Raw genomic sequence first — 19,809 nt, 5'->3', positions numbered from 1 at the left:
CAGGGAAGGAGTATACCAGAGATTCTTTAGTCCGGAGTAAAGTGACGTAAATGTTGAACCGTTGCCAGCCAGGCGGCAATCCAGCCAATCATCGAACACACCAGCAACAGCAGCAAGCACTCGTCAAACGACAGCCCACTCAGCTCAAACTGCGTGCCGAACACTTTCGCCACTTCCGTGACCGCTGACGACAAGCGCATCACCAGGATTTCCGACAGGATCAGCGATAAAAACGCGCCGGAGAAACCGAGCAACGCGCCGCCATACAAGAACGGGCGCAGGATAAAACCGTCCGTCGCACCAATCAGTTTCTGCACGTTGATGGTATCGCGGCGGGCGAAAATGCTCAGCCGCACGCTATTGCCGATCACCAGGAACACGGCCGCAACCATCAGTACGCCAATCATGGCTGCCACGCGCCCGACCAGGCCAGTCAGCGACGCCAGCCGCGCAAACCAGCTGTCATCCATGCGCACTTCATCAATACCCTGAATGCGGGAAATGCGGTCACGCAACGTGTTCAGCGAATCCGTACTCTGAAAATCCAGTTTCGGTACCACTACCGCCACGGCGGGCAACGGGTTCTCCTCGAGCATATCCAGCGCGCCGCCAAACCCGGACCAGTTACGGAACTCGCCCAGCGCATCTTCGCGTGACAGGTAATTGACCTTTTCCACGCCCTGTTCGGACTGGAGTTGCCCCACCACCTGCTGCGCCGCGTTGTCGTCCAGCGCTTTATCGAAATAGACGGTGATCTGCGGCGACGGATAGTACTGCGACGCAGCCTGATTAACGTTTTTGTAGACCATGTAACAGACGCTGGGCAGTGTCAGAGAGATAGCAATGACCATCACCGTCAGGAACGTCGCCAGCGGTTTGCTTTTCAGATCCTGCAACGCACCGTGCCAGGCGTAGCGTACCTGCTCGTTAAAGACGTTACTCTTACGCGAAGGCGCTTTAACTGGCGCTTTGCCGCGACGCGGCGCATTACGGTTGCCCTCGCTGGAGGACGCGGACGATTTACGAAAACGGTCTAATTTGCTGCCAAACTGCCGAATGTGGTTTAGTGCATCGCGCTTATTCACCCGCCAGGCCTCCATGCAAATGACCGTCGCTCAGGCTCAGCATGCGGTACGAACGACGGGAAATCAGCCCGATATCGTGCGTTGCCATCAGCACTGTTACCCCTACGCGGTTAAATTCTTCAAACAGACGTAAAATCCCTTCAGACAGCGCTTCATCCAGGTTACCGGTCGGCTCATCCGCCAGCAGCACGGCGGGTTTGTTTACCACCGCGCGGGCAATACCCACGCGCTGTTGTTCACCGCCGGAGAGCTGGATCGGGAAGCTTTTCGCTTTGTCGAGCAGCCCGACTTTATCCAGCGCCGCCGAGACGCGACGGCGAATATCATCGCCGCTGGCACCCGCGATAATCAGCGGGATCGCTACGTTATCGAACACGGTTCTGTCCATCAGCAGGTGGTGATCCTGGAAAATCATCCCGATTTGACGACGCAAAAACGGCACTTCCCGGTTTTTCAAACGGGTAATATCGTGGCCGCCAAAGAGGATTTTCCCGGCGCTTGGCCGCTCAATCCCACAAATCAGCTTCAGCAGGGTACTTTTCCCCGCACCGGAATGCCCGGTCAGAAAAGCCATCTCGCCCTGCTGCAGGTGAAATGTTACCCCCTGCAGCGCTTGTCTCCCACCGAGATAGGCTTTGCTGACGTGTTCAAAGCGAATCATTGTTAATCCTCTCGGGCAAAAAGTGCCTCTATAAAATCGCCCGCATTAAACGGACGTAAATCTTCAATACGTTCGCCGACGCCGATGTAGCGGATAGGAATGCCAAACTGATCCGCCACCGAGAAAATAACCCCGCCCTTGGCGGTGCCATCAAGTTTGGTCAGCGTAATACCGGTTAAACCGACAGCCTCGTGGAACAGTTTGGCCTGGCTAATAGCATTTTGCCCGGTGCTGGCATCAATCGTCAGCATCACTTCATGCGGCGCGTCTTCGTCCAGCTTCTTCATCACGCGGACAATTTTCTTCAACTCTTCCATCAGGTGCGCTTTGTTCTGCAAGCGGCCTGCAGTATCGGCAATCAGCACATCGATATGGCGCGCTTTCGCCGCCTGGATAGCATCGAAAATCACCGAAGCGGAATCCGCACCGGTATGCTGGGCAATCACCGGGATATCGTTGCGCTGGCCCCACACCTGAAGCTGCTCAACTGCGGCGGCACGGAAAGTATCCCCCGCCGCCAGCATCACCGATTTACCCTGCTGCTCAAACTGGCGCGCCAGCTTACCGATGGTGGTCGTTTTACCTACACCGTTGACACCAACCATCAAAATCACAAACGGAGTTTTACCTTCGATGTTAAGCGGCTCATCCACTTTGGCGAGGATCTCGCTCATCTCATCTTTCAGCAACCCATAAAGTGCTTCCGCATCGCGCAACTGCTTGCGGCTCGCGCCTTCCGTCAAATTGGTGATGATTTTGCGCGTGGTTTCCACCCCGACATCGGCAATCAGCAACTGCTCTTCCAGCTCTTCGAACAGATCATCATCGATCTTTTTCCCGCGGAACAGACTGATAAATCCGGAACCGAGGTTTTCTTTGGTTTTAAGCAGGCTGCGTTTCAGGCGCGCGAAGAACCCTTCTTTGGTCGGTTTTTCCTGCTCCTGCACGGATTCTTCAACCGGCACGACAACCACCGCTTCTTCCGCCGCTTCAGCGGCCAGCGCTTGCGCGTCCAGCTCTTCATCGCTTAGCGGAACATCGTCTTCTTCCAGCGGTTCAGCTTCCGCCTGCCACTCTTCAGCACCGATCTCCTGCTCAGCCACCTCTTCCGGCAGCGGCAGTTCTTCATGTTCGATAACCGCCGGGCTTTCTTCGCTCTCAGCTTCCGCCGGCGCCTCTTCGTGCACCAGTTGCTCGCTAACCTCAACAACCTCTTCGGCGAATTTTTCGCTGTCGGCAGCAGGCCCGGCAACCGAGGTTTCTTCAACCGGCTGCTCAGCTACAGGTTGCTGTTCGGTTTGCGCCTCTTCAGCCTTCTCTTTCTGCCCAAGGCCAAGCCAGGAAAAAAAGCCACGTTTCTTCTCATTTGCCATTGGCGACCACACTCCTCGCTATTGTTTCATGGCGCAGCCCGTCTGCACGGCCGGGACTGAAAACATTTGTTAATTAGTCGGATAGTCTACCACTTTCCTCAACTTGCATCACGGCCTGAGGATTAGGGTTTAACGTCATTCGACAGACCGCTAGAATAGCAGGTCGAAATGATGAGCAAAGCGATAACCATGAAGAAACCTACCCGCGCCGCCACCGGCCAGATCCGCATTATTGGCGGCCAGTGGCGGGGCCGTAAATTACCGGTTCCGGATAGCCCCGGCTTGCGCCCGACCACCGATCGCGTGCGTGAAACTTTATTCAACTGGCTGGCGCCGTCAATGGTAGACGCCCACTGTCTCGATTGCTTCGCTGGCAGCGGCGCGCTGGGGCTTGAAGCGCTCTCTCGCTACGCCGCCAGCGCAACCTTGCTGGAAATGGAGCGCAGTGTCGCCCAGCAGTTGCAGCAAAACCTGGCCACGTTAAAAGCCGCCAACGCGAAAGTGGTCAACACCAACACGCTGACGTTTTTAGCCAATCCAGGCACACCGCACAATATTGCGTTTATCGATCCACCGTTTCGTAAAGGGATGCTGGAAGAGACCGTGCGCCTGCTGGAAAACAACGGCTGGCTCGCCGACGACGCGTTGATTTATATCGAAAGCGAAGTCGAAAATGGATTACCGCCCGTACCCGCTCACTGGCAACTGCATCGGGAAAAAGTCGCCGGGCAGGTAGCGTATCGTTTGTACCACCGCGAAGCACAAGGAGAGAAGCATGCCGCTGTTGATTAACCTCGGGCGTCTGTTGATGCTCTGCATCTGGGCATTTCTGATTCTGAACCTGATTAAGCCCTTTCCGCGTCCGCTGAACATTTTCGTCAACGTCGCGCTTGTCTTCACCGTCTTTATGCATGCGCTGCAAGCCACCATGCTGAAAACGGCGCTGCCGAAAGACGGCCCACAAATGAGCAAAGCGGAGCAAATTCGTGTTTTTCTCTTCGGCGTGTTTGAGCTGCTTATCTGGCAGAAGAAATTAAAAGAGAAGAAGTAGTCCCATCGCCCGGTGGCGTTCTGCTTACCGGGCTGCTTCCGGCGTAAAGTTCACAAAGCGCGAGCCCTGGTAACGCAGCACGCCTCTGTCGCCCACCGTCAGCGCATTATATTGCTGCTCATCCAGACGAAAACGCATCTCCGCCCCGCCGGCTTGCGGTTTAAAACTCACTTCATAACGTATGGCGGTTCCTGCGGGCGTAACCTGTTGCTGGCGAGAACGGCGCGGGTTAAGCGGTTTTTCCCGTTTGTTGCTCACCACCACACTTTTTTGCTGCTGCGGCGCACTATCGTTTTCGGCTTTTTCGCGCCGTTGCTGTACAAAGCGGAAAGAGGCAAAAACCACAATCAATCCAATGGCGATAATGAAAAAAAGCGGTGGTTTACTCATGGCGAATACCTGTCGGAAAAAGCGGAATTGAGCTTATCGCGGCGGAAATAGCGTTGTCATCCTCCTTTTCCCGCCACTACACTGAGTAAGAGAGATTTACGCAACAATAACAGATACAGGGACTTAATTATGCTGTGGTCATTTATTGCTGTCTGCCTTTCCGCCTGGCTATATGTCGACGCTTCGTATCGTGGCCCGGTCTGGCAGCGCTGGGTTTTCAAACCCGTTACGCTCTTACTCCTGCTGTTACTGGCCTGGCAAGCGCCCATGTTCGATGCCATTAGCTACCTGGTGCTGGCGGGTCTGTGTGCCTCGCTGGTCGGTGATGCGCTCACGCTGTTGCCGCGGCAAAAACTGCTCTATGCCATCGGCGCGTTTTTCCTCGCGCATTTGCTCTATACCATCTATTTCGCCAGCCAGATGACGCTTTCGTTCTTCTGGCCGCTGCCGATGGTGCTGCTGATTATCGGCGCGCTGCTGGTAGCGGTGATCTGGTCGCGCCTCGAAGAACTGCGCATGGCGGTCTGTACCTTTATCGCCATGACGCTGGTGATGGTGTGGCTGGCAGGCGAGCTGTGGTTTTTCCGCCCGACCAGCCCGGCACTGTCGGCTTTCGTTGGCGCATCGCTACTGCTGATCAGCAACGTGGTCTGGCTTGGCAGCCACTATCGCAAACGCTTTAGCGCCGATAACGCCATCGCTTCCGCCTGCTATTTTGCCGGGCACTTTTTGATTGTTCGCTCGCTGTATATTTAAAAGGCTTGACTCTGGAGTCGACTCCAGAGTGCATACTCCGGTTAATGAGAAAATTATCATTCACCGGAGGATGCCATGCCTGCCCCCACCTCATCGCCTGAATTGAAAAAAGCGCCGCAATTCGCGGCGGTTAAGCTGCGGCCGATAGAAGAAAAAACGACATCCTGCTGCACCAACGGTCACTGCGAAGAACGCGAAACGCCAGAAATGACCGCCGAAGGCGAACGTTATAGCTGGCAGGTTGACGGTATGGATTGTGCCGCCTGCGCCCGCAAGGTGGAAAATGCGGTGCGCCAGATCGAAGGCGTCGGCCAGGTTCAGGTTGCCTTTGCCACCGAAAAACTTATCGTCGTGGCGCAAGATGATGTGCGTGAGCGCGTAGAACGCGCCGTACAACAGGCCGGATATCAACTGCGCAGCGAAAACGCACCGGCGCCAGAAACTTCACGGCTGCGCGAAAACCTGCCGCTTCTCCTTTTAATTGTGATGATGGCGCTCAGTTGGGGGCTGGAACAGGTCAACCATCCTTTCGGCCAGATGGCGTTTATCGCCACCACGCTGGTCGGGCTGTGGCCGATTGCCCGCCAGGCGCTGCGCTTAATGAAAAGCGGCAGTTGGTTCGCCATCGAAACGTTAATGAGCGTGGCGGCCATCGGCGCGCTGTTTATTGGCGCGACGGCGGAAGCGGCGATGGTGTTGCTGCTGTTTTTGATTGGCGAGCGGCTTGAAGGCTGGGCCGCCAGCCGTGCGCGGCGCGGTGTCAGCGCGTTAATGGCGTTAAAACCGGATACCGCAACACGTCTGCGCAACGGTGAGCGCCAGCGTGTCGCGGCAAGCGATCTGCAACCGGGCGATGTGATTGAAGTCCCGGCGGGCGGGCGTTTGCCTGCGGATGGTCGGCTGGTCTCGCCGTTTGCCAGCTTTGACGAAAGTGCGTTAACGGGCGAATCGGTGCCGGTCGAGCGCGCAGAAGGTGAAAGCGTTCCGGCAGGTGCCACCAGCGTTGACCGTCTGGTGCAGCTTGAAGTGGTTTCTAAACCGGGTGAAAGCGCGATTGACCGCATTCTGAAACTGATTGAAGAAGCAGAAGAGCGCCGCGCGCCGATTGAGCGTTTTATCGACCGTTTCAGCCGCATTTACACCCCGGCTATCATGGCCGTGGCGCTGCTGGTCGCCATCGTTCCACCGCTTTTGTTTGCGCAGCCCTGGCTTGCGTGGATCTACAAAGGGCTGGCGCTGCTGCTGATTGGCTGTCCGTGCGCGCTGGTGATCTCCACACCAGCGGCGATCACCTCGGGCCTTGCGGCGGCGGCACGTCGCGGTGCGCTGATTAAAGGCGGTGCGGCACTGGAGCAGCTCGGCAGCATTCGTCAGGTGGCGTTTGATAAAACCGGCACGCTGACCATCGGCAAACCACAAGTCGCCAGTATCACGCCGTTTTCCGGTACTGAAGAGGCCGAATTACTGGCGCTGAGCGCCGCGGTTGAACAGGGTTCCACCCACCCGCTGGCGCTGGCCATTGTGCAGGAAGCGCAGCGACGTGCGCTGGCGATTCCGGAGGCTATGGCGCAGCGCGCGCTGGCGGGCAAAGGCATCGAGGCGACGATTAACGGGCAGCAGGTGCTGATCAGCGCGCCGGACAAACTGCCGCAAGGCGCGCTTCACGACACCGTACTGGCGCAGATTGCGCAGCAGGAAAGCCATGGGCAAACCGTGGTGGTGGTACAGCGCGGCGGCGAGGTTATCGGTACGATCGGCTTGCAAGATACGCTGCGCGATGACGCCAGAGAAGCCGTTGCCGCCCTGCATGCGCTAGGCGTACAGGGCGTGATCCTCACCGGCGACAACCCGCGCGCCGCTGCGGCCATTGCTGGTCAGTTGGGGCTGGATTTCCGCGCTGGCTTGCTGCCGGAAGATAAAGTCGATGCGGTACACAAGCTCAACCAGCAAGCGCCCCTGGCGATGGTTGGCGATGGCATTAACGATGCGCCCGCGATGAAAGCTGCAACCATCGGTATCGCGATGGGAAGCGGAACGGATGTCGCGCTGGAAACCGCCGACGCCGCGCTCACGCATAACCGGCTGACTGGCCTGGGGCAGATGATCCGCCTGGCGCGCGCCACGCACAGCAATATTCGTCAGAACATCGCCATGGCGCTCGGCTTAAAAGCGATTTTTCTGGTGACAACGCTGCTCGGCGTGACCGGTCTGTGGCTGGCGGTGCTGGCCGATACAGGCGCCACGGTGCTGGTAACCGCCAACGCGCTGCGCCTGTTGCGCACAAAAGATTAGTGGTTTTTACGCACTACATAGCGGTACGGCAAAGACTCGGTTTGCCCGGCGACCAGCTCGTGTTCCATAAAACGGCAAAAGCCGGGAATATCGCGGGTGGTTGCCGGATCGTCGGCGATAATCAGCAATGTTTCGCCGATTTGCATATTGCGCACGGTTTTGCGCACCATCATCACCGGCTCCGGGCAGCGTAAGCCCTGAGCATCCAGCGTATGGTCGGCGGTGGAAAACGGATCGGTCATCTTCATCTCGCAAGGGAAAAAACCGCATTAGTTTACGCCGCCTTTTTTGTGACGCAAGCGAGGTTAACGATTGCGCTAAAATTAACCATTGCATCCCACTGCGTTTGCAGTATCATGCGGCGGCTCTGCTCGACAGAGCATAAAAAGTACTGGGTTCCCTCACCCCATTTACCAAAAAGGTCACAATATGACGCACTTTTCAAACGCACAGCGCATGAAGGCGCTGGTCTGGCTTTCGCTTTTTCACCTGTGGGTGATCATCTCCAGTAACTATCTGGTGCAGTTGCCGGTTTCTATCTTTGGTTTCCATACCACCTGGGGCGCATTTAGCTTCCCGTTTATCTTCCTGGCGACAGATTTAACCGTGCGCATTTTCGGCGCGCCGTTAGCCCGGCGAATTATCTTCGCGGTGATGGTGCCCGCGCTGCTTGCCTCTTACGTTATCTCCTCGCTGTTCTACATGGGCAGCTGGCAGGGTTTCGGCGCGCTGGCGCATTTCAATTTGTTTGTCGCCCGTATCGCCACCGCCAGCTTTATGGCTTACGCGCTGGGGCAAATTCTCGATGTGCATGTCTTTAACCGCCTGCGCCAGAGCCGCCATTGGTGGCTCGCGCCAACCGCGTCGACGGTTTTTGGTAACGCCAGCGACACCATCGCCTTTTTCTTTATCGCTTTCTGGCACAGCCCGGATGCGTTTATGGCGCAGCACTGGACGGAAATCGCGCTGGTGGATTACAGCTTCAAAGTGCTTATCAGCATCGCGTTCTTCCTGCCAATGTATGGTGTGTTGTTGAATATGTTGCTGAAAAGACTGGCAGACAAATCTGAAATTAGCGCGTTGCAGGCGAGTTAAAGGTACGGCTTATCAGATGTGATAAGATGCGCCGATGAGCCGTTATGGCTGTTTATTGAAAGGAAGAAGTCAATGCGCAATCTGGTGAAATATGTCGGTATCGGCCTGCTGGTTGTTGGGCTGGCTGCCTGTGATAACAGCGACAGCAAAAAACCTGTTCAGGGTGCTGCCGCCGAAAGCAACGCCAACGGTCAACCGGTAACCCTGCTCGACGGCAAACTCAGCTTCTCGCTGCCTGCGGATATGACCGATCAGAGCGGTAAACTGGGCACGCAGTCCAATAATATGCATGTGTATTCCGATGCCACCGGTCAGAAAGCGGTAATTGTGATTGTCGGCGACAACACGACAGAAGAGTTAAGCGCGCTGACAAAACGTCTGGAAGAGCAGCAGCGTAGCCGCGACCCGCAGTTGCAGGTGGTCACCAACAAATCCATCGAACTGAAAGGCCAGAAACTGCAACAGCTCGACAGCATTATCTCCGCGAAAGGCCAGACGGCATGGTCTTCAGTGGTGCTGGGTAAAGTTGATGACAAACTGCTGACCATCCAGGTGACGCTGCCGGCGGATAACCAGCAGCAGGCGCAAACCACGGCGGAAAACATTATTAACACCATCGTAGTGAAATAAGCCGCTCTGAACATGAAAAAGGGAACCTGACGGTTCCCTTTTTTCTACCCGGCAACCGCCACCGGCTTATGCCGCAGCCGCCAGGCCAGCAGTAAGGCTATTGCCACCAGTCCTGCGGCGGCGAAATAGATAGCCGAGACACCCGCCTGCGCCATCAGCAACCCCGCCAGCGGCCCGGTTATCCCCAGCGATAAATCCATAAATACGGTGTATGTCGCCAGTGCTGAGCCCTGGTTATGCTGCGGCACCGCGTTGACTGCCACGACGCCCAGCGCCGGGAAAACCAGCGAGAAACCGGCCCCGGCAAGGAACACGCCGAGTTTCGCCATCCACGGCTCCACCGCCAGGCCAACCAGCACCAGCCCAAGAGTTTCGACCACAAAACAGAGCATCGCCACATTTAAACCGCCGAAGCGATTAATCCCATTCGGAAACAGCAGACGCGCGCCAACAAAGGCACAGCTAAAAAGAGTGAGGGCAAACGCCGCATCCTCCCAGCCTTTCGCATCGTAATAGAGGGTAATAAAGGTGGCGATGACGCCAAAACCGGTTGTACCCAGCGCCAGCGCCATCCCGTACAGCCAGACGCGTCCCAGCACGGCGCGAAACGGCAGCGGCTTGCCTTTGCTGGCTTTCACCGCCGCACGCGGCAGCGCCAGTAATATTGCCAGCAGCGCCACGCCCATAATGGTCAGCGAGAGTCCATGCAGCCCGCCGTACTGATAACAGACCACTCCGAGCGGTGCGCCGATGGCCATCGCGCCATAGGTGGCAATACCGTTCCACGAAATCACCCGCCCGATATGTATCGACCCGACCACACCCACGCCCCAGAGCGTCGCGCCGGTTCCGGCGAAACTCTGGCCAATGCCTAAAATGACGCGCCCCAGACAAAGCAATATCAGGCCTAACACGCCAACACTGCCGCCAACGCCCGCCAGCAAATAGCTCAGGCCGCTGAGAAACGCACCGCATAAACCAAAGATCACCACTTTTTTTGGCCCCAGCAGGTCGGCATAGCGTCCGGCATGCGGTCGGCTCAGTAGCGTTGCGAAGTATTGCAGGCTGATCACCAGACCGGCCCAAAACGCGCTATAGCCCATCACATCATGGACATAGCCAGGGAGCACCGCCAGCGGCAGGCCAATAGTGAGGTAACTGGCGAAGTTAAACATAACGACGGACAAAATCCGCAGATTGAGGCGCAATCCGCTTAGCGCCGGTTCGGCGGCGTTTTCAGGCATGGAGTTTTACTCAGTTTTTCACAACAGTGTTTCACTATTACCACGTGATGAAACAGAAAGCAGCATTCACTTTAAGAATATCTCTGGCGGGCGAAGGTGTGGCGGGGCACTACACTTAACGGGCCGATGACAAAAGGAATTAACCATGACACATCCTCAACCCGATCGGGCGGGTTTACATATTCTGTTAAAGCTGGCTTCGCTGGTGATCATTTTGGCCGGCATTCATGCTGCGGCCGACATTATTGTGCAGCTTCTTCTGGCGCTGTTTTTCGCGATTGTTCTCAATCCGCTAGTTACCTGGTTTCTCCGGCGCGGCATTTCGCGCCCGGTGGCGATCGGTATTGTGGTGCTGGTGATGCTGGTTTTTCTCACCGCGCTGTTCGGCGTGCTTGCCGCGTCGGTCAACGACTTCATGACGCTGCTGCCAAAGTACAACCGCGAATTCACTAAGAAATTTATGCAGTTACAGGATGCGATGCCGTTTCTTCGTTTGCACATGTCACCAGAACGTATGCTGCAACGGATGGACTCGGAGCGAGTGATGGGCTTTGCCACCACCATGGCGACTCAGCTCTCGAACGCGATGGCCAGCATTGTCCTGCTGGTGATGACCGTGGTGTTTATGCTGTTTGAAGTGCGCCACGTACCTTATAAGCTGCGCTTTGCGCTGCATAACCCGCAAATTCATATCGCCGGACTGCACCGCGCGCTGAAAGGCGTTTCCCACTACCTGGCACTGAAAACGCTGCTGAGCGTGTGGACAGGCCTGATTGTCTGGGTCGGGCTGGTGTTTCTGGATGTGCAATTTGCGCTGATGTGGGGGGTGCTGGCGTTCCTGCTCAATTACGTACCCAATATCGGCTCGGTGATCTCCGCTATCCCGCCAATGATCCAGGCGCTGCTGTTTAACGGCACGTACGAATGTTTGCTGGTGGGCGGCTTGTTCCTTGTGGTGCATATGTTGCTTGGCAACATCCTGGAACCCCGCATGATGGGCCACCGCCTCGGGATGTCGACGCTGGTGGTGTTTTTATCGTTATTGATTTGGGGATGGCTGCTTGGCCCGGTGGGAATGCTGTTGTCAGTACCGCTAACCAGCGTGTGTAAAATCTGGATGGAAACCACCACCGGCGGCAGCAAGCTGGCGATTTTACTGGGCCCAGGCAGGCCGAAAAGCCGCCTGCCTGGGTAAAGTACCTACCAACCAGGGTAGTTTTATATCCGTAATCACAACTGCTAATATTAAGAAAATAAAAACGCCCATCAGATTATGGGCGTTTTTATTTTGAAATCCCGAATGAGATAAATCGCGAAAATTTACCTTAAGATGAGATAATAAACATAACAAATATATAACGCGGTTAAATAGCCGATTATTAATCAAGGAGCTTTGCGGTTATCTGATCCACGCATCAATTTGGTTATCAGTTTCCTAATAAAAGCTACCGTTGCGCAAAGCATAATGGTATTTTATCGTCCGCGCATTCATCCTCGTTCTGTAAATACTTATGATTCCAGCATAAAAATCAAGGTGGTACCATTTATTTTCAGAACAGCATCATTATTTCGCCTAAGTTTGCGTTATTAAATGTGTCACCAATCTTATATTTATTTGATACGGAGTTCTCATGAAAAAGATTGTTCAGTTACTGACTGCAATTGCTGTCGTAGGTGCGCTAACGGGTTGCGCGCGTACTGCAAGTATTCATAATATTAACACCCCGGTCAGTGCGGGCCATTCTCAGGCGCAGGTACGTGCTGCCATTCTGAAAGCCGGCCAACAACGCCAGTGGATCATGACAGATGCAGGTCCGGGCGTTATCAAAGGTCGCATGCAAAGCCGCGACCATACTGCAGAAATTCGTATTAACTACTCTGCAAACAGCTATTCAATTAACTATGAAAACAGCATGAATCTGAAAGCCTCAGACGGGAAGATTCATAAGAATTACAACCGCTGGGTTAACAACCTCGACAAAGATATTCAGCTGAATTTATCATCAGGTGCTGCGCTTTAATTGTCATCCAGCCTAAAGTCGGACCGGGAACGGTCCGATAATCAATGTGCTCTTAATTAAGGTTGTGCACACCATGTATGAACAAGATCCCTTCAGCGCGCTGGAAGCGATAGCTGAAGCGCAGCGTATTGCTTTTGCCCCCATGTTATTTCAGACCGCGGTTTGTCTGCGTAAATTTGGGTTGCTGGAATTTCTGGATAAGCAAGGCAAGCAGGGCGCAACGCTCGATGAGATTGTCGAAGGTTGCGAAGTTGATGCTTACGCCGCCAGTGTATTGCTTGATATGGCGCTGAGTGGACGGATTGTCACCCACAGTGAAGAGCGTTTTTATATCGCGAAGATAGGGCATTTCCTGCTGCACGATCCGATGACGCGAGTCAATATGGATTTCTCGCAGGATGTTTGTTACCAGGGACTGTATTTCCTTGAGGATGCCTTAAAAGAAGGGAAACCCGCAGGGTTGCGCGTATTTGGTGACTGGCCAACGATTTATCCAGCTTTATCGCAATTGCCTAACCCGGCACGGGATAGTTGGTTCGCTTTTGATCACTATTATTCCGATGCGGCATTTACGGCGGCTCTGCCACATATATTCGCAAGCCAGCCTGTAAGCCTGTACGATGTCGGCGGCAATACCGGAAAATGGGCGATGACTTGTTGCAAATATGATGCAAATGTCGCGGTAACCCTATTAGATTTGCCTGAACAAATTGCACTGGCGCAGAAAAATGTCGAGGCCGCAGGCTTCTCATCACGGATTCACTTCCATCCGGTCGATATGCTTAGCGAAGCATCGCTGCCTGGTGAAGCGGATATTTGGTGGATGAGTCAATTCCTGGATTGCTTTTCACCAGAACAAATTGTTGGCATCTTAAGTAAAATAGCCGGGGTCATGAAACCGGGTGCCAGACTCTGTGTTATGGAGCTTTTCTGGGACGCACAAAAATTTGATGCTGCCGCCTTTAGCTTGAATGCAACGTCACTCTATTTTACCTGTATGGCGAACGGTAACAGCCGTTTCTATAGCGCGGAGAACTTTCTACGCTACCTGGAAATGGCCGGTTTCAGCATTGAAAAACGCCTCGATAATCTCGGGGTGGGACATACCTTATTGATATGTCATAAAAAATAAGACAGGGCGGCGACTGTGCCGCCATGATGCCTTACCGGCATCATTGGAAAAACCGTTTTTCGCGGATACGCGTTGATGAAATTTGCACTAAACATTACGGATTGGTTGGCCAGAGCGCCAGGTCTGAGCGAAACGACACAGTGGCAGCAATGGTCGCTGGATAGTGGCGCTATTGATCCTGCGCTTGCGCAGGCGAAACTCGCCGCGTTGCCGATGATGACCGCGCGTCGCCTCAGTTCAGGCAGCCGACTGGCTGTTGAATGTGGTATGACGCTGATGCGCCAGCATACGGTGGATGCCGTTGTGTTTAGCAGCCGTCATGGTGAACTGGAACGCAACTATCGCATTCTTCAGGCGCTGGCGGCAGACCAGGATATCTCCCCTACCGATTTTGCGATGTCAGTGCATAACTCCGCGGTGGGGAACCTCACTATCGCCATGCAACAGTCGATTGCATCCTCTTCTGTTTCAGCCGGGCTTGACACATTCCAGCAGGGGCTGTGTGAAGCGATCTGTTTCTTACAGGCGGGCTATAAACGCGTATTGATGGTGGATTTCGACGGCACACTTCCGGCGTTTTATCACCCGGGGTTGCATCCGGATATGCCCACCTGGGCCTATGCGGTTGCGCTCGTTATCGAAGCGGGCGATACCCTGCAGTGCGTCAGCGAATCCGCGATATGGAACGGTGAACCCCATTTGCCGCAAAGTATGCAGTTTTTGCAACATTATCTGCTTAATGAGTCTGAATTCAGCATTGCCGGCGAGCGTCTCAACTGGCGCTGGAGCCGTGCATGAGCCGCATTAACTGGCTATGGCGTTTACTCATGACCGGGTTGTGTTTTGCACTGTTCGGCATCGGTGGTTTGTTGCTGTCACTGGTGTGGTTTAACCTGCTGATTCTCGTGGTACGTAACAAAGCAAAGCGACGCATGTTGGCGCGCCGCAGCATTGCTGCCAGCTTTCGCCTGTTTTTAAACACCGCAAAGTTGACTGGCGCGCTGGATTACCGAATTGAAGGGATTGACGCGCTGCGCGGCGAGCGCGGTTGCCTGGTCATTGCCAATCATCCCACTTTGATCGATTACGTTCTGCTGGCCTCTGTGATGCCCGAAACAGACTGTCTGGTCAAAGGCGCCCTGCTCAATAATCCCTTCGTTAGCGGGGTGATTAGAGCGGCAGACTATTTGATCAACAGCCAGGCGGATACGCTGCTCTCCGCCTGCGAAGAGCGCCTTCGGCACGGCGAAACTATTTTAATTTTCCCGGAAGGAACGCGTACGCGTCCCGGCGAAAAAATGACACTGCAACGCGGCGCGGCGAATATTGCCGTGCGCTGCGGTTGTGATTTGCGCATCGTGGTTATCCACTGTAGTGAACATCTGCTGGACAAACACAGCCGATGGTATGACGTCCCGCCATGCAAACCTCTTTTTACCGTTAAGGTGCGGGAGCGCGTGGCGATAAAACAATTTTATGATGCGGAATCGCAAGAACCGGCACTGGCAGCAAGACAGCTCAACCGGCATCTTCTGCATCAATTAACATCAGGTTTTGCACCTTTTTAGGAACGGATGATGCAACAGCTCTATCTTGAAATTAAAAATCTTATTATCAGCACCTTAAATCTGGATGAACTCAGCGCCGATGACATCGAAACCGAGAGCGCGCTCTTCGGGGATGGGTTGGGGCTGGATTCTATCGATGCGCTCGAACTTGGTCTGGCGATCAAAAATCAATACGCGGTGGTGCTTTCAGCGGAAAGCGAAGAGATGCGCCAGCATTTCTACTCTGTCGCCACGCTGGCATCTTTTATTCAGGCCCAACGCGCATAAAAACGGATACGCTATGACCGAGAAAAACGAAATTTATCAGGAAGTTTCCGCTCTTCTTATCAAACTCTTTGAAATCGATCCGCAGGATATTACTCCCGAATCTCGTCTGTACGAAGATCTGGAGCTCGACAGCATTGATGCTGTCGACATGATTGTGCATCTTCAGAAAAAGACCGGTAAGAAAATCAAACCGGAAGAGTTTAAAGCGGTGCGCACCGTACAGGATGTCGTCGATGCGGTAGCACATCTGCTGCGGGAAGAATAAGCCACCGTGTACGGACCTCGCCTGGAAACGGGCCTGAAACTGCTCGCCGCGTTATTGATGCTCTGTTGGCCTTTTGTGATCTGGTTCGGCCTTGCGCATAACAGTCTGCACTGGCTGCTCCCTTTGATGGCCGTCATGCTGCTTTTCCGTTTGCGGCAAGCCCGACAGGGGCTTGCGCCGATGCGCTTTGTCACGCGCAGCATTGCCCTGACCGGTATCGGGCTGTGCGCGGCGAGCTGGCTATTAAAAACGCATCAGCTCCTGCTCTATTACCCGGTCGCCGTCAGCTTCATCATGTTACTGGTATTTGGCAGTTCACTGTGGAGCGCAATGCCGCTGGTCGAGCGTCTGGCTCGCCTGCGCAGCCCCGACCTTCCTGAGGAAGCCGTACGCTATACCCGCCGCGTGACGCATGTCTGGTGTGTTTTTTTCGTGTTGAATGGCGGGATTGCGCTATTTACAGCGCTGTATGGCGATATGCGTCTATGGACGCTCTGGAACGGCATGATCTCCTACCTGCTGATGGGTTTGCTGATGGCAGGTGAATGGCTGATACGCCGCCAGATGATAAAACGAGAGATGCAATGAAAACCCTTCCTTTCGCCGACTGGCTCAGCCATTCGCGGGCCAATGATACTCCCATCGCCTGGCTTGGTGTTCGGACGTGGACGCTGGAAGACCTGCGCAGCGATGTCGCCCAGCTTATGACCTGGCTACAGACGCAGGACGATGAACGCTGGGCGCTGTGCTTTGAAAATAGCTACCTTTTTATTGTCGCGCTGCTGGCTACGCTGCATGCCGGGAAAACACCTGTAATTCCAGGGCACTGCCGGGAATCATTGCTGGCCGAGCAAAAAACGCTCTTTCAGGGAGTACTCAGCGATCAGCCTTTACGCTGGGAAGGCCCGCATTGTGTGGTAAAGGCAAACGCACCACAAGCCGCGAAAGGCGACGTTTTTCCGCCCCTTCGCGAAGGGGCGTTTATCGAGCTTTTTACCTCCGGTTCAACCGGGCAGCCGCGCCGGGTTATCAAACCGATAGCCTGTCTTGATCATGAAGCGACGCTGCTCGCCGCGCGTTTTAGTGACCAACTGGCGGGCTGTCGCGTCGTGGCTTCGGTCGTGCCGCAACATTTATACGGACTAACCTTCCGCATCTTTCTGCCAATGTCGCTCGGACTGCCACTTCACGCCGCAATGCTCTATTACGCCGAGCAGTTGGCCGCGCTGGAAAGCCACCATCGCTATGCGTTTATCAGTAGTCCCGCGTTCTTAAAACGCCTTGATCCCCGGCTCGCACCACCGCCGATGGCGATCATTCTCTCGGCTGGTGGAATGCTGCCGTGGACAGATGTTCAGGGAACCGCTGACTGGTGCGGTGTTCAACCAGATGAAATATATGGCAGCACCGAAACAGGCATTCTTGCCTGGCGGCATCGCCAGCACGATAGCATCCCGTGGAAACCTTTTCCGGGGGTTTCGATCGTGCCGGAAGGTGAGGCATTTCGCGCGCATTCGCCGATTATTCCCGAACCAGACGGCCTGTTGCTCGATGATATCCTGATCTTTGATGACGGCGGGACTTTCCACATCGCCGGGCGTCGTGGCCGCGTTGTTAAAATCGAAGAGAAGCGCATCTCGCTGAGTGAAATAGAGAGACGCGTGTTAGCGCTTGAGGGTATTCGGGATGCCGCAGCTCTCCCTGTGTCTCGTGGCGGGCGCCAGGGCGTTGGCGTGCTGCTGGTGCTGGAAGAAGAGGCACATCGCCAGTGGCTTAATTGTGACAACAAAGCAATGGAGCTTGCCTGGCGAAGAGCGCTGATTCCGTGGCTGGAGCCGGTGGCGGTGCCACGTTACTGGCGCATCCTGGAAGAGATCCCCGTTAATAGTATGAACAAGCGTGTTTATGCTCAACTACAGGAGTTATTTCATGAAACCTCATGAAATTGCACACCGTCAGGTGTCACCGACGCACGCTGAAATCGATATCCTACTGGAGACGGACCTGTTCTGGTTCCGCGGTCATTTTGCGGTTCAGCCGTTGCTGCCAGGCGTAGCGCAACTCGACTGGGTGATGCATTACGCCACGTTAATGCTCACCCCGGGCTATCGCTTCCACAGCATTCAAAACGTTAAATTCCAGGCCCCACTCCTGCCGGGAAACAGAGTCACGCTGCGACTCGACTGGCAGGAACAGAAGCAGCAACTGAGTTTCAGCTACCTGCGCCATGCGGGCGAAGAACGCCATACCTGTAGCAGCGGGAAAATTCGCCTATGTCAGTAACTTTTAATCCTTGTGTGGTCATCCCTTGCTATAACCACGGTGCAATGATGGCGCGCGTGGTTGAACGCCTACAACCGACAGGCCTGCACTGTTTTATCGTTGATGATGGCAGTGATGAGGCAACGCAGCGGGTGCTGGAAACACTGGCCGCAGGAAATGAAATGCTTACCCTGACGCGGCTTGCGCAAAACGCCGGTAAAGGCGAGGCAGTGATCGAGGGTTTGCAAAATGCCTCACGCGCGGGTTTTACTCACGCCGTGCAGGTCGATGCTGACGGGCAGCATGCCATCGAAGATATTCCCAAATTACTGGATCTGGCGAGGCAACATCCGCAGGCGCTGATTTCAGGCCAGCCGGTTTATGATGACTCCATTCCCCGTTCGCGGCGATATGGCCGCTGGGTCACACACGTCTGGGTGTGGATAGAAACATTGTCTTTTCAACTGAAAGACAGCATGTGCGGTTTTCGCGTCTATCCCATCGCTTCCACGCTGCGGCTTGCTGAACGTGTCACGCTGGGCAGGCGTATGGATTTCGACACAGAAGTGATGGTTCGCCTCTTCTGGCAGGGAACTCCCAGCTACTTTGTCCCGACACGCGTAACATATCCGCAGGACGGTCTTTCTCACTTTGATGCGCTGAAAGACAATGTTCGCATCTCGCTGATGCATACCCGCTTATTCTTCGGCATGCTGCCGCGCATTCCTTCCCTGCTGTTTCGCCGCGCTGATACCCACTGGGCGCAGCAGCACGAGAGGAAGGGATTATGGGGTATGCGCTTTATGTTGCTGGTCTGGAGAGTGTTTGGCCGCCGAGCATTCTCGCTGCTGCTCTATCCTGTTGTCGCCGTCTATTGGCTTAGCGCCGGTAACGCGCGGCGGGCATCGCAGCTCTGGCTGGCGCGTGTGCGCACCAGCCTGGCGCTGCGCGGGCTGCCGTCACCGGCAAAACTCAGTAGCTATCGCCACTTTCTGCGTTTTGCCGAAGCCATGCTGGATAAAGTGGCAGGCTGGCGCGGCGAACTCCAGTTAGACCGTGACGTTGAATTCGCGCCCGGTGCTGAAGCCGCCATGGGGCTGGACGATAACAACGGCAAGCTCTTGCTGGCATCCCATCTGGGCGATGTTGAAGCCTGCCGTGCGCTGGCGCAATTACATAACAGCAAAGTGATCAATGCGCTGGTGTTTCATGAGAACGCACAGCGTTTTAAACAGATCATGCAAGAGATGGCTCCCGAAGCAGGAGTACACCTTATCCCGGTAACGCATATTGGCCCGGATACCGCCATGTTGCTGAAAGATAAGCTCGATCGGGGCGAATGGGTGGCCATTGTCGGCGATCGTATTGCGGTTAACCCACAGCGCGGTGGCGACTGGCGGGTGTGCTGGAGCACGTTTATGGGCCACGCAGCCCCCTTCCCGCAAGGGCCATTTATTCTGGCGGCGGCGCTACGCTGCCCGGTGCTGTTAATGTTTGCTTTGCGCCAAAACGGCAAATTGCGCCTGCATTGCGAACCTTTTGCCGATCCGCTGCCTATGCCACGCGCAAACCGTCAAGCGGCACTGCAAGCGGCTGTCGACAACTATGCTGCACGCCTTGAACACTACGCACTGCAATCACCACTCGACTGGTTTAATTTTTTTGATTTCTGGCGGTTGCCTGACCACGCACCGCAAGCCACGGATAAGGAGTAACA

The 19,809-nt window shown here is 54.9% G+C and carries 22 protein-coding genes and 1 pseudogene; 17 read left to right on the top strand and 6 right to left on the bottom strand.

The window, feature by feature from the left end; translation table 11 throughout:
• Positions 1-26: 26 nt before the first annotated feature.
• From ftsX to ftsY, 3 genes are read right to left on the bottom strand one after another with little or no spacing between them, the layout of a single operon-like run.
• Entirely contained in the window at positions 27-1,085 is a 1,059-nt protein-coding gene (gene ftsX, locus O3S68_RS18150; RefSeq protein WP_017459576.1) for a permease-like cell division protein FtsX, read from the bottom strand.
• Entirely contained in the window at positions 1,078-1,746 is a 669-nt protein-coding gene (gene ftsE, locus O3S68_RS18145) for a cell division ATP-binding protein FtsE (protein ID WP_017459577.1), read from the bottom strand. Before ftsE ends, ftsX begins: the two co-directional genes overlap by 8 nt.
• A 2-nt stretch (positions 1,747-1,748) precedes the next feature.
• The gene (ftsY, locus tag O3S68_RS18140; protein ID WP_269232150.1) at positions 1,749-3,119 is read right to left on the bottom strand and encodes a signal recognition particle-docking protein FtsY; all 1,371 of its coding nucleotides are present in this window, start codon (positions 3,117-3,119) and stop codon (positions 1,749-1,751) included.
• A 189-nt stretch (positions 3,120-3,308) separates the two neighbouring features.
• Here ftsY and rsmD point away from each other — a divergent pair, with 189 nt between their 5' ends.
• Positions 3,309-3,911: a 16S rRNA (guanine(966)-N(2))-methyltransferase gene (gene rsmD, locus O3S68_RS18135; RefSeq protein ID WP_269232149.1), complete on the top strand. Its 603-nt coding sequence runs from the start codon at positions 3,309-3,311 to the stop codon at positions 3,909-3,911.
• A complete protein-coding gene (locus tag O3S68_RS18130) occupies positions 3,901-4,170 on the top strand; it encodes a DUF1145 family protein (protein WP_025263811.1) in 270 nt (89 codons plus the stop codon). The genes rsmD and O3S68_RS18130 overlap by 11 nt, the downstream gene beginning before the upstream one ends.
• 24 nt (positions 4,171-4,194) lie before the next feature.
• Here the strand turns inward: O3S68_RS18130 and O3S68_RS18125 are convergent, their stop codons facing one another.
• On the bottom strand, positions 4,195-4,560 hold the full coding sequence (locus O3S68_RS18125) for a DUF2500 domain-containing protein (RefSeq protein WP_269232148.1): 366 nt from the start codon (positions 4,558-4,560) through the stop codon (positions 4,195-4,197).
• A gap of 129 nt (positions 4,561-4,689) precedes the next feature.
• Here O3S68_RS18125 and O3S68_RS18120 point away from each other — a divergent pair, with 129 nt between their 5' ends.
• Positions 4,690-5,316 carry a lysoplasmalogenase gene (locus tag O3S68_RS18120; RefSeq protein ID WP_269232147.1) on the top strand — a complete coding sequence of 209 codons (627 nt, stop codon included), beginning with the start codon at positions 4,690-4,692 and terminating at the stop codon, positions 5,314-5,316.
• A 75-nt stretch (positions 5,317-5,391) separates the two neighbouring features.
• Positions 5,392-7,608, top strand: a complete 2,217-nt coding sequence (gene zntA, locus O3S68_RS18115) for a Zn(II)/Cd(II)/Pb(II) translocating P-type ATPase ZntA (protein WP_269232146.1) — start codon at positions 5,392-5,394, stop codon at positions 7,606-7,608.
• On the opposite strand, the gene tusA is transcribed toward zntA, so the two are convergent.
• A complete protein-coding gene (gene tusA, locus O3S68_RS18110; RefSeq protein WP_025263810.1) occupies positions 7,605-7,850 on the bottom strand; it encodes a sulfurtransferase TusA in 246 nt (81 codons plus the stop codon). The two genes, zntA and tusA, sit on opposite strands and share 4 nt — an antisense overlap.
• A 187-nt stretch (positions 7,851-8,037) precedes the next feature.
• Between tusA and O3S68_RS18105 the strand changes: the two genes are divergently transcribed.
• A complete protein-coding gene (locus O3S68_RS18105) occupies positions 8,038-8,703 on the top strand; it encodes a 7-cyano-7-deazaguanine/7-aminomethyl-7-deazaguanine transporter (RefSeq protein WP_269232145.1) in 666 nt (221 codons plus the stop codon).
• A 72-nt stretch (positions 8,704-8,775) separates the two neighbouring features.
• A complete protein-coding gene (locus O3S68_RS18100) occupies positions 8,776-9,333 on the top strand; it encodes a DcrB family lipoprotein (protein ID WP_045507737.1) in 558 nt (185 codons plus the stop codon).
• A 44-nt stretch (positions 9,334-9,377) separates the two neighbouring features.
• Here the strand turns inward: O3S68_RS18100 and O3S68_RS18095 are convergent, their stop codons facing one another.
• A complete protein-coding gene (locus tag O3S68_RS18095; protein WP_160268441.1) occupies positions 9,378-10,577 on the bottom strand; it encodes an MFS transporter in 1,200 nt (399 codons plus the stop codon).
• A 145-nt stretch (positions 10,578-10,722) separates the two neighbouring features.
• On the opposite strand from O3S68_RS18095, the gene O3S68_RS18090 reads away from it, so the two are divergent.
• The 11 genes and pseudogenes from O3S68_RS18090 (at position 10,723) to O3S68_RS18040 (ending at position 19,807) form a co-directional block, all read left to right on the top strand.
• Positions 10,723-11,772 carry an AI-2E family transporter gene (locus tag O3S68_RS18090; protein ID WP_020455605.1) on the top strand — a complete coding sequence of 350 codons (1,050 nt, stop codon included), beginning with the start codon at positions 10,723-10,725 and terminating at the stop codon, positions 11,770-11,772.
• Positions 11,773-12,208: 436 nt separating this feature from the next.
• Positions 12,209-12,598 (top strand): hypothetical protein, encoded by a 390-nt coding sequence (locus O3S68_RS18085; protein WP_200551327.1) that lies wholly within the window; start codon positions 12,209-12,211, stop codon positions 12,596-12,598.
• Positions 12,599-12,671: 73 nt separating this feature from the next.
• On the top strand, positions 12,672-13,730 hold the full coding sequence (locus O3S68_RS18080; RefSeq protein ID WP_269232144.1) for a methyltransferase: 1,059 nt from the start codon (positions 12,672-12,674) through the stop codon (positions 13,728-13,730).
• Positions 13,731-13,805: 75 nt separating this feature from the next.
• Positions 13,806-14,528 carry a beta-ketoacyl synthase chain length factor gene (locus O3S68_RS18075; RefSeq protein ID WP_269232143.1) on the top strand — a complete coding sequence of 241 codons (723 nt, stop codon included), beginning with the start codon at positions 13,806-13,808 and terminating at the stop codon, positions 14,526-14,528.
• Positions 14,507-15,327: pseudogene (locus O3S68_RS18070) on the top strand (lysophospholipid acyltransferase family protein). The gene O3S68_RS18075 and the pseudogene O3S68_RS18070 overlap by 22 nt, the downstream one beginning before the upstream one ends.
• Positions 15,308-15,565, top strand: coding sequence for a phosphopantetheine-binding protein (locus tag O3S68_RS18065; protein ID WP_131413160.1), 258 nt, complete (start codon positions 15,308-15,310; stop codon positions 15,563-15,565). Before O3S68_RS18070 ends, O3S68_RS18065 begins: the two are co-directional and overlap by 20 nt.
• A gap of 13 nt (positions 15,566-15,578) precedes the next feature.
• Positions 15,579-15,830 (top strand): acyl carrier protein, encoded by a 252-nt coding sequence (locus tag O3S68_RS18060; protein ID WP_200551324.1) that lies wholly within the window; start codon positions 15,579-15,581, stop codon positions 15,828-15,830.
• 57 nt (positions 15,831-15,887) lie between these two features.
• Complete coding sequence (locus tag O3S68_RS18055) at positions 15,888-16,418, top strand: hypothetical protein (RefSeq protein WP_269232196.1); 531 nt, start codon at positions 15,888-15,890, stop codon at positions 16,416-16,418.
• Complete coding sequence (locus O3S68_RS18050) at positions 16,415-17,773, top strand: AMP-dependent synthetase (protein ID WP_269232142.1); 1,359 nt, start codon at positions 16,415-16,417, stop codon at positions 17,771-17,773. The genes O3S68_RS18055 and O3S68_RS18050 overlap by 4 nt, the downstream gene beginning before the upstream one ends.
• On the top strand, positions 17,760-18,113 hold the full coding sequence (locus O3S68_RS18045) for an ApeI family dehydratase (protein WP_269232141.1): 354 nt from the start codon (positions 17,760-17,762) through the stop codon (positions 18,111-18,113). Before O3S68_RS18050 ends, O3S68_RS18045 begins: the two co-directional genes overlap by 14 nt.
• Complete coding sequence (locus tag O3S68_RS18040; RefSeq protein ID WP_269232140.1) at positions 18,104-19,807, top strand: glycosyltransferase family 2 protein; 1,704 nt, start codon at positions 18,104-18,106, stop codon at positions 19,805-19,807. Before O3S68_RS18045 ends, O3S68_RS18040 begins: the two co-directional genes overlap by 10 nt.
• The last annotated feature ends 2 nt before the right edge of the window (positions 19,808-19,809 follow it).

The organism is Kosakonia sp. SOY2, from assembly GCF_027109175.1.
Classification (GTDB): Bacteria; Pseudomonadota; Gammaproteobacteria; order Enterobacterales; family Enterobacteriaceae; genus Kosakonia.
This window is presented reverse-complemented; position numbering and strand designations above follow the sequence as displayed.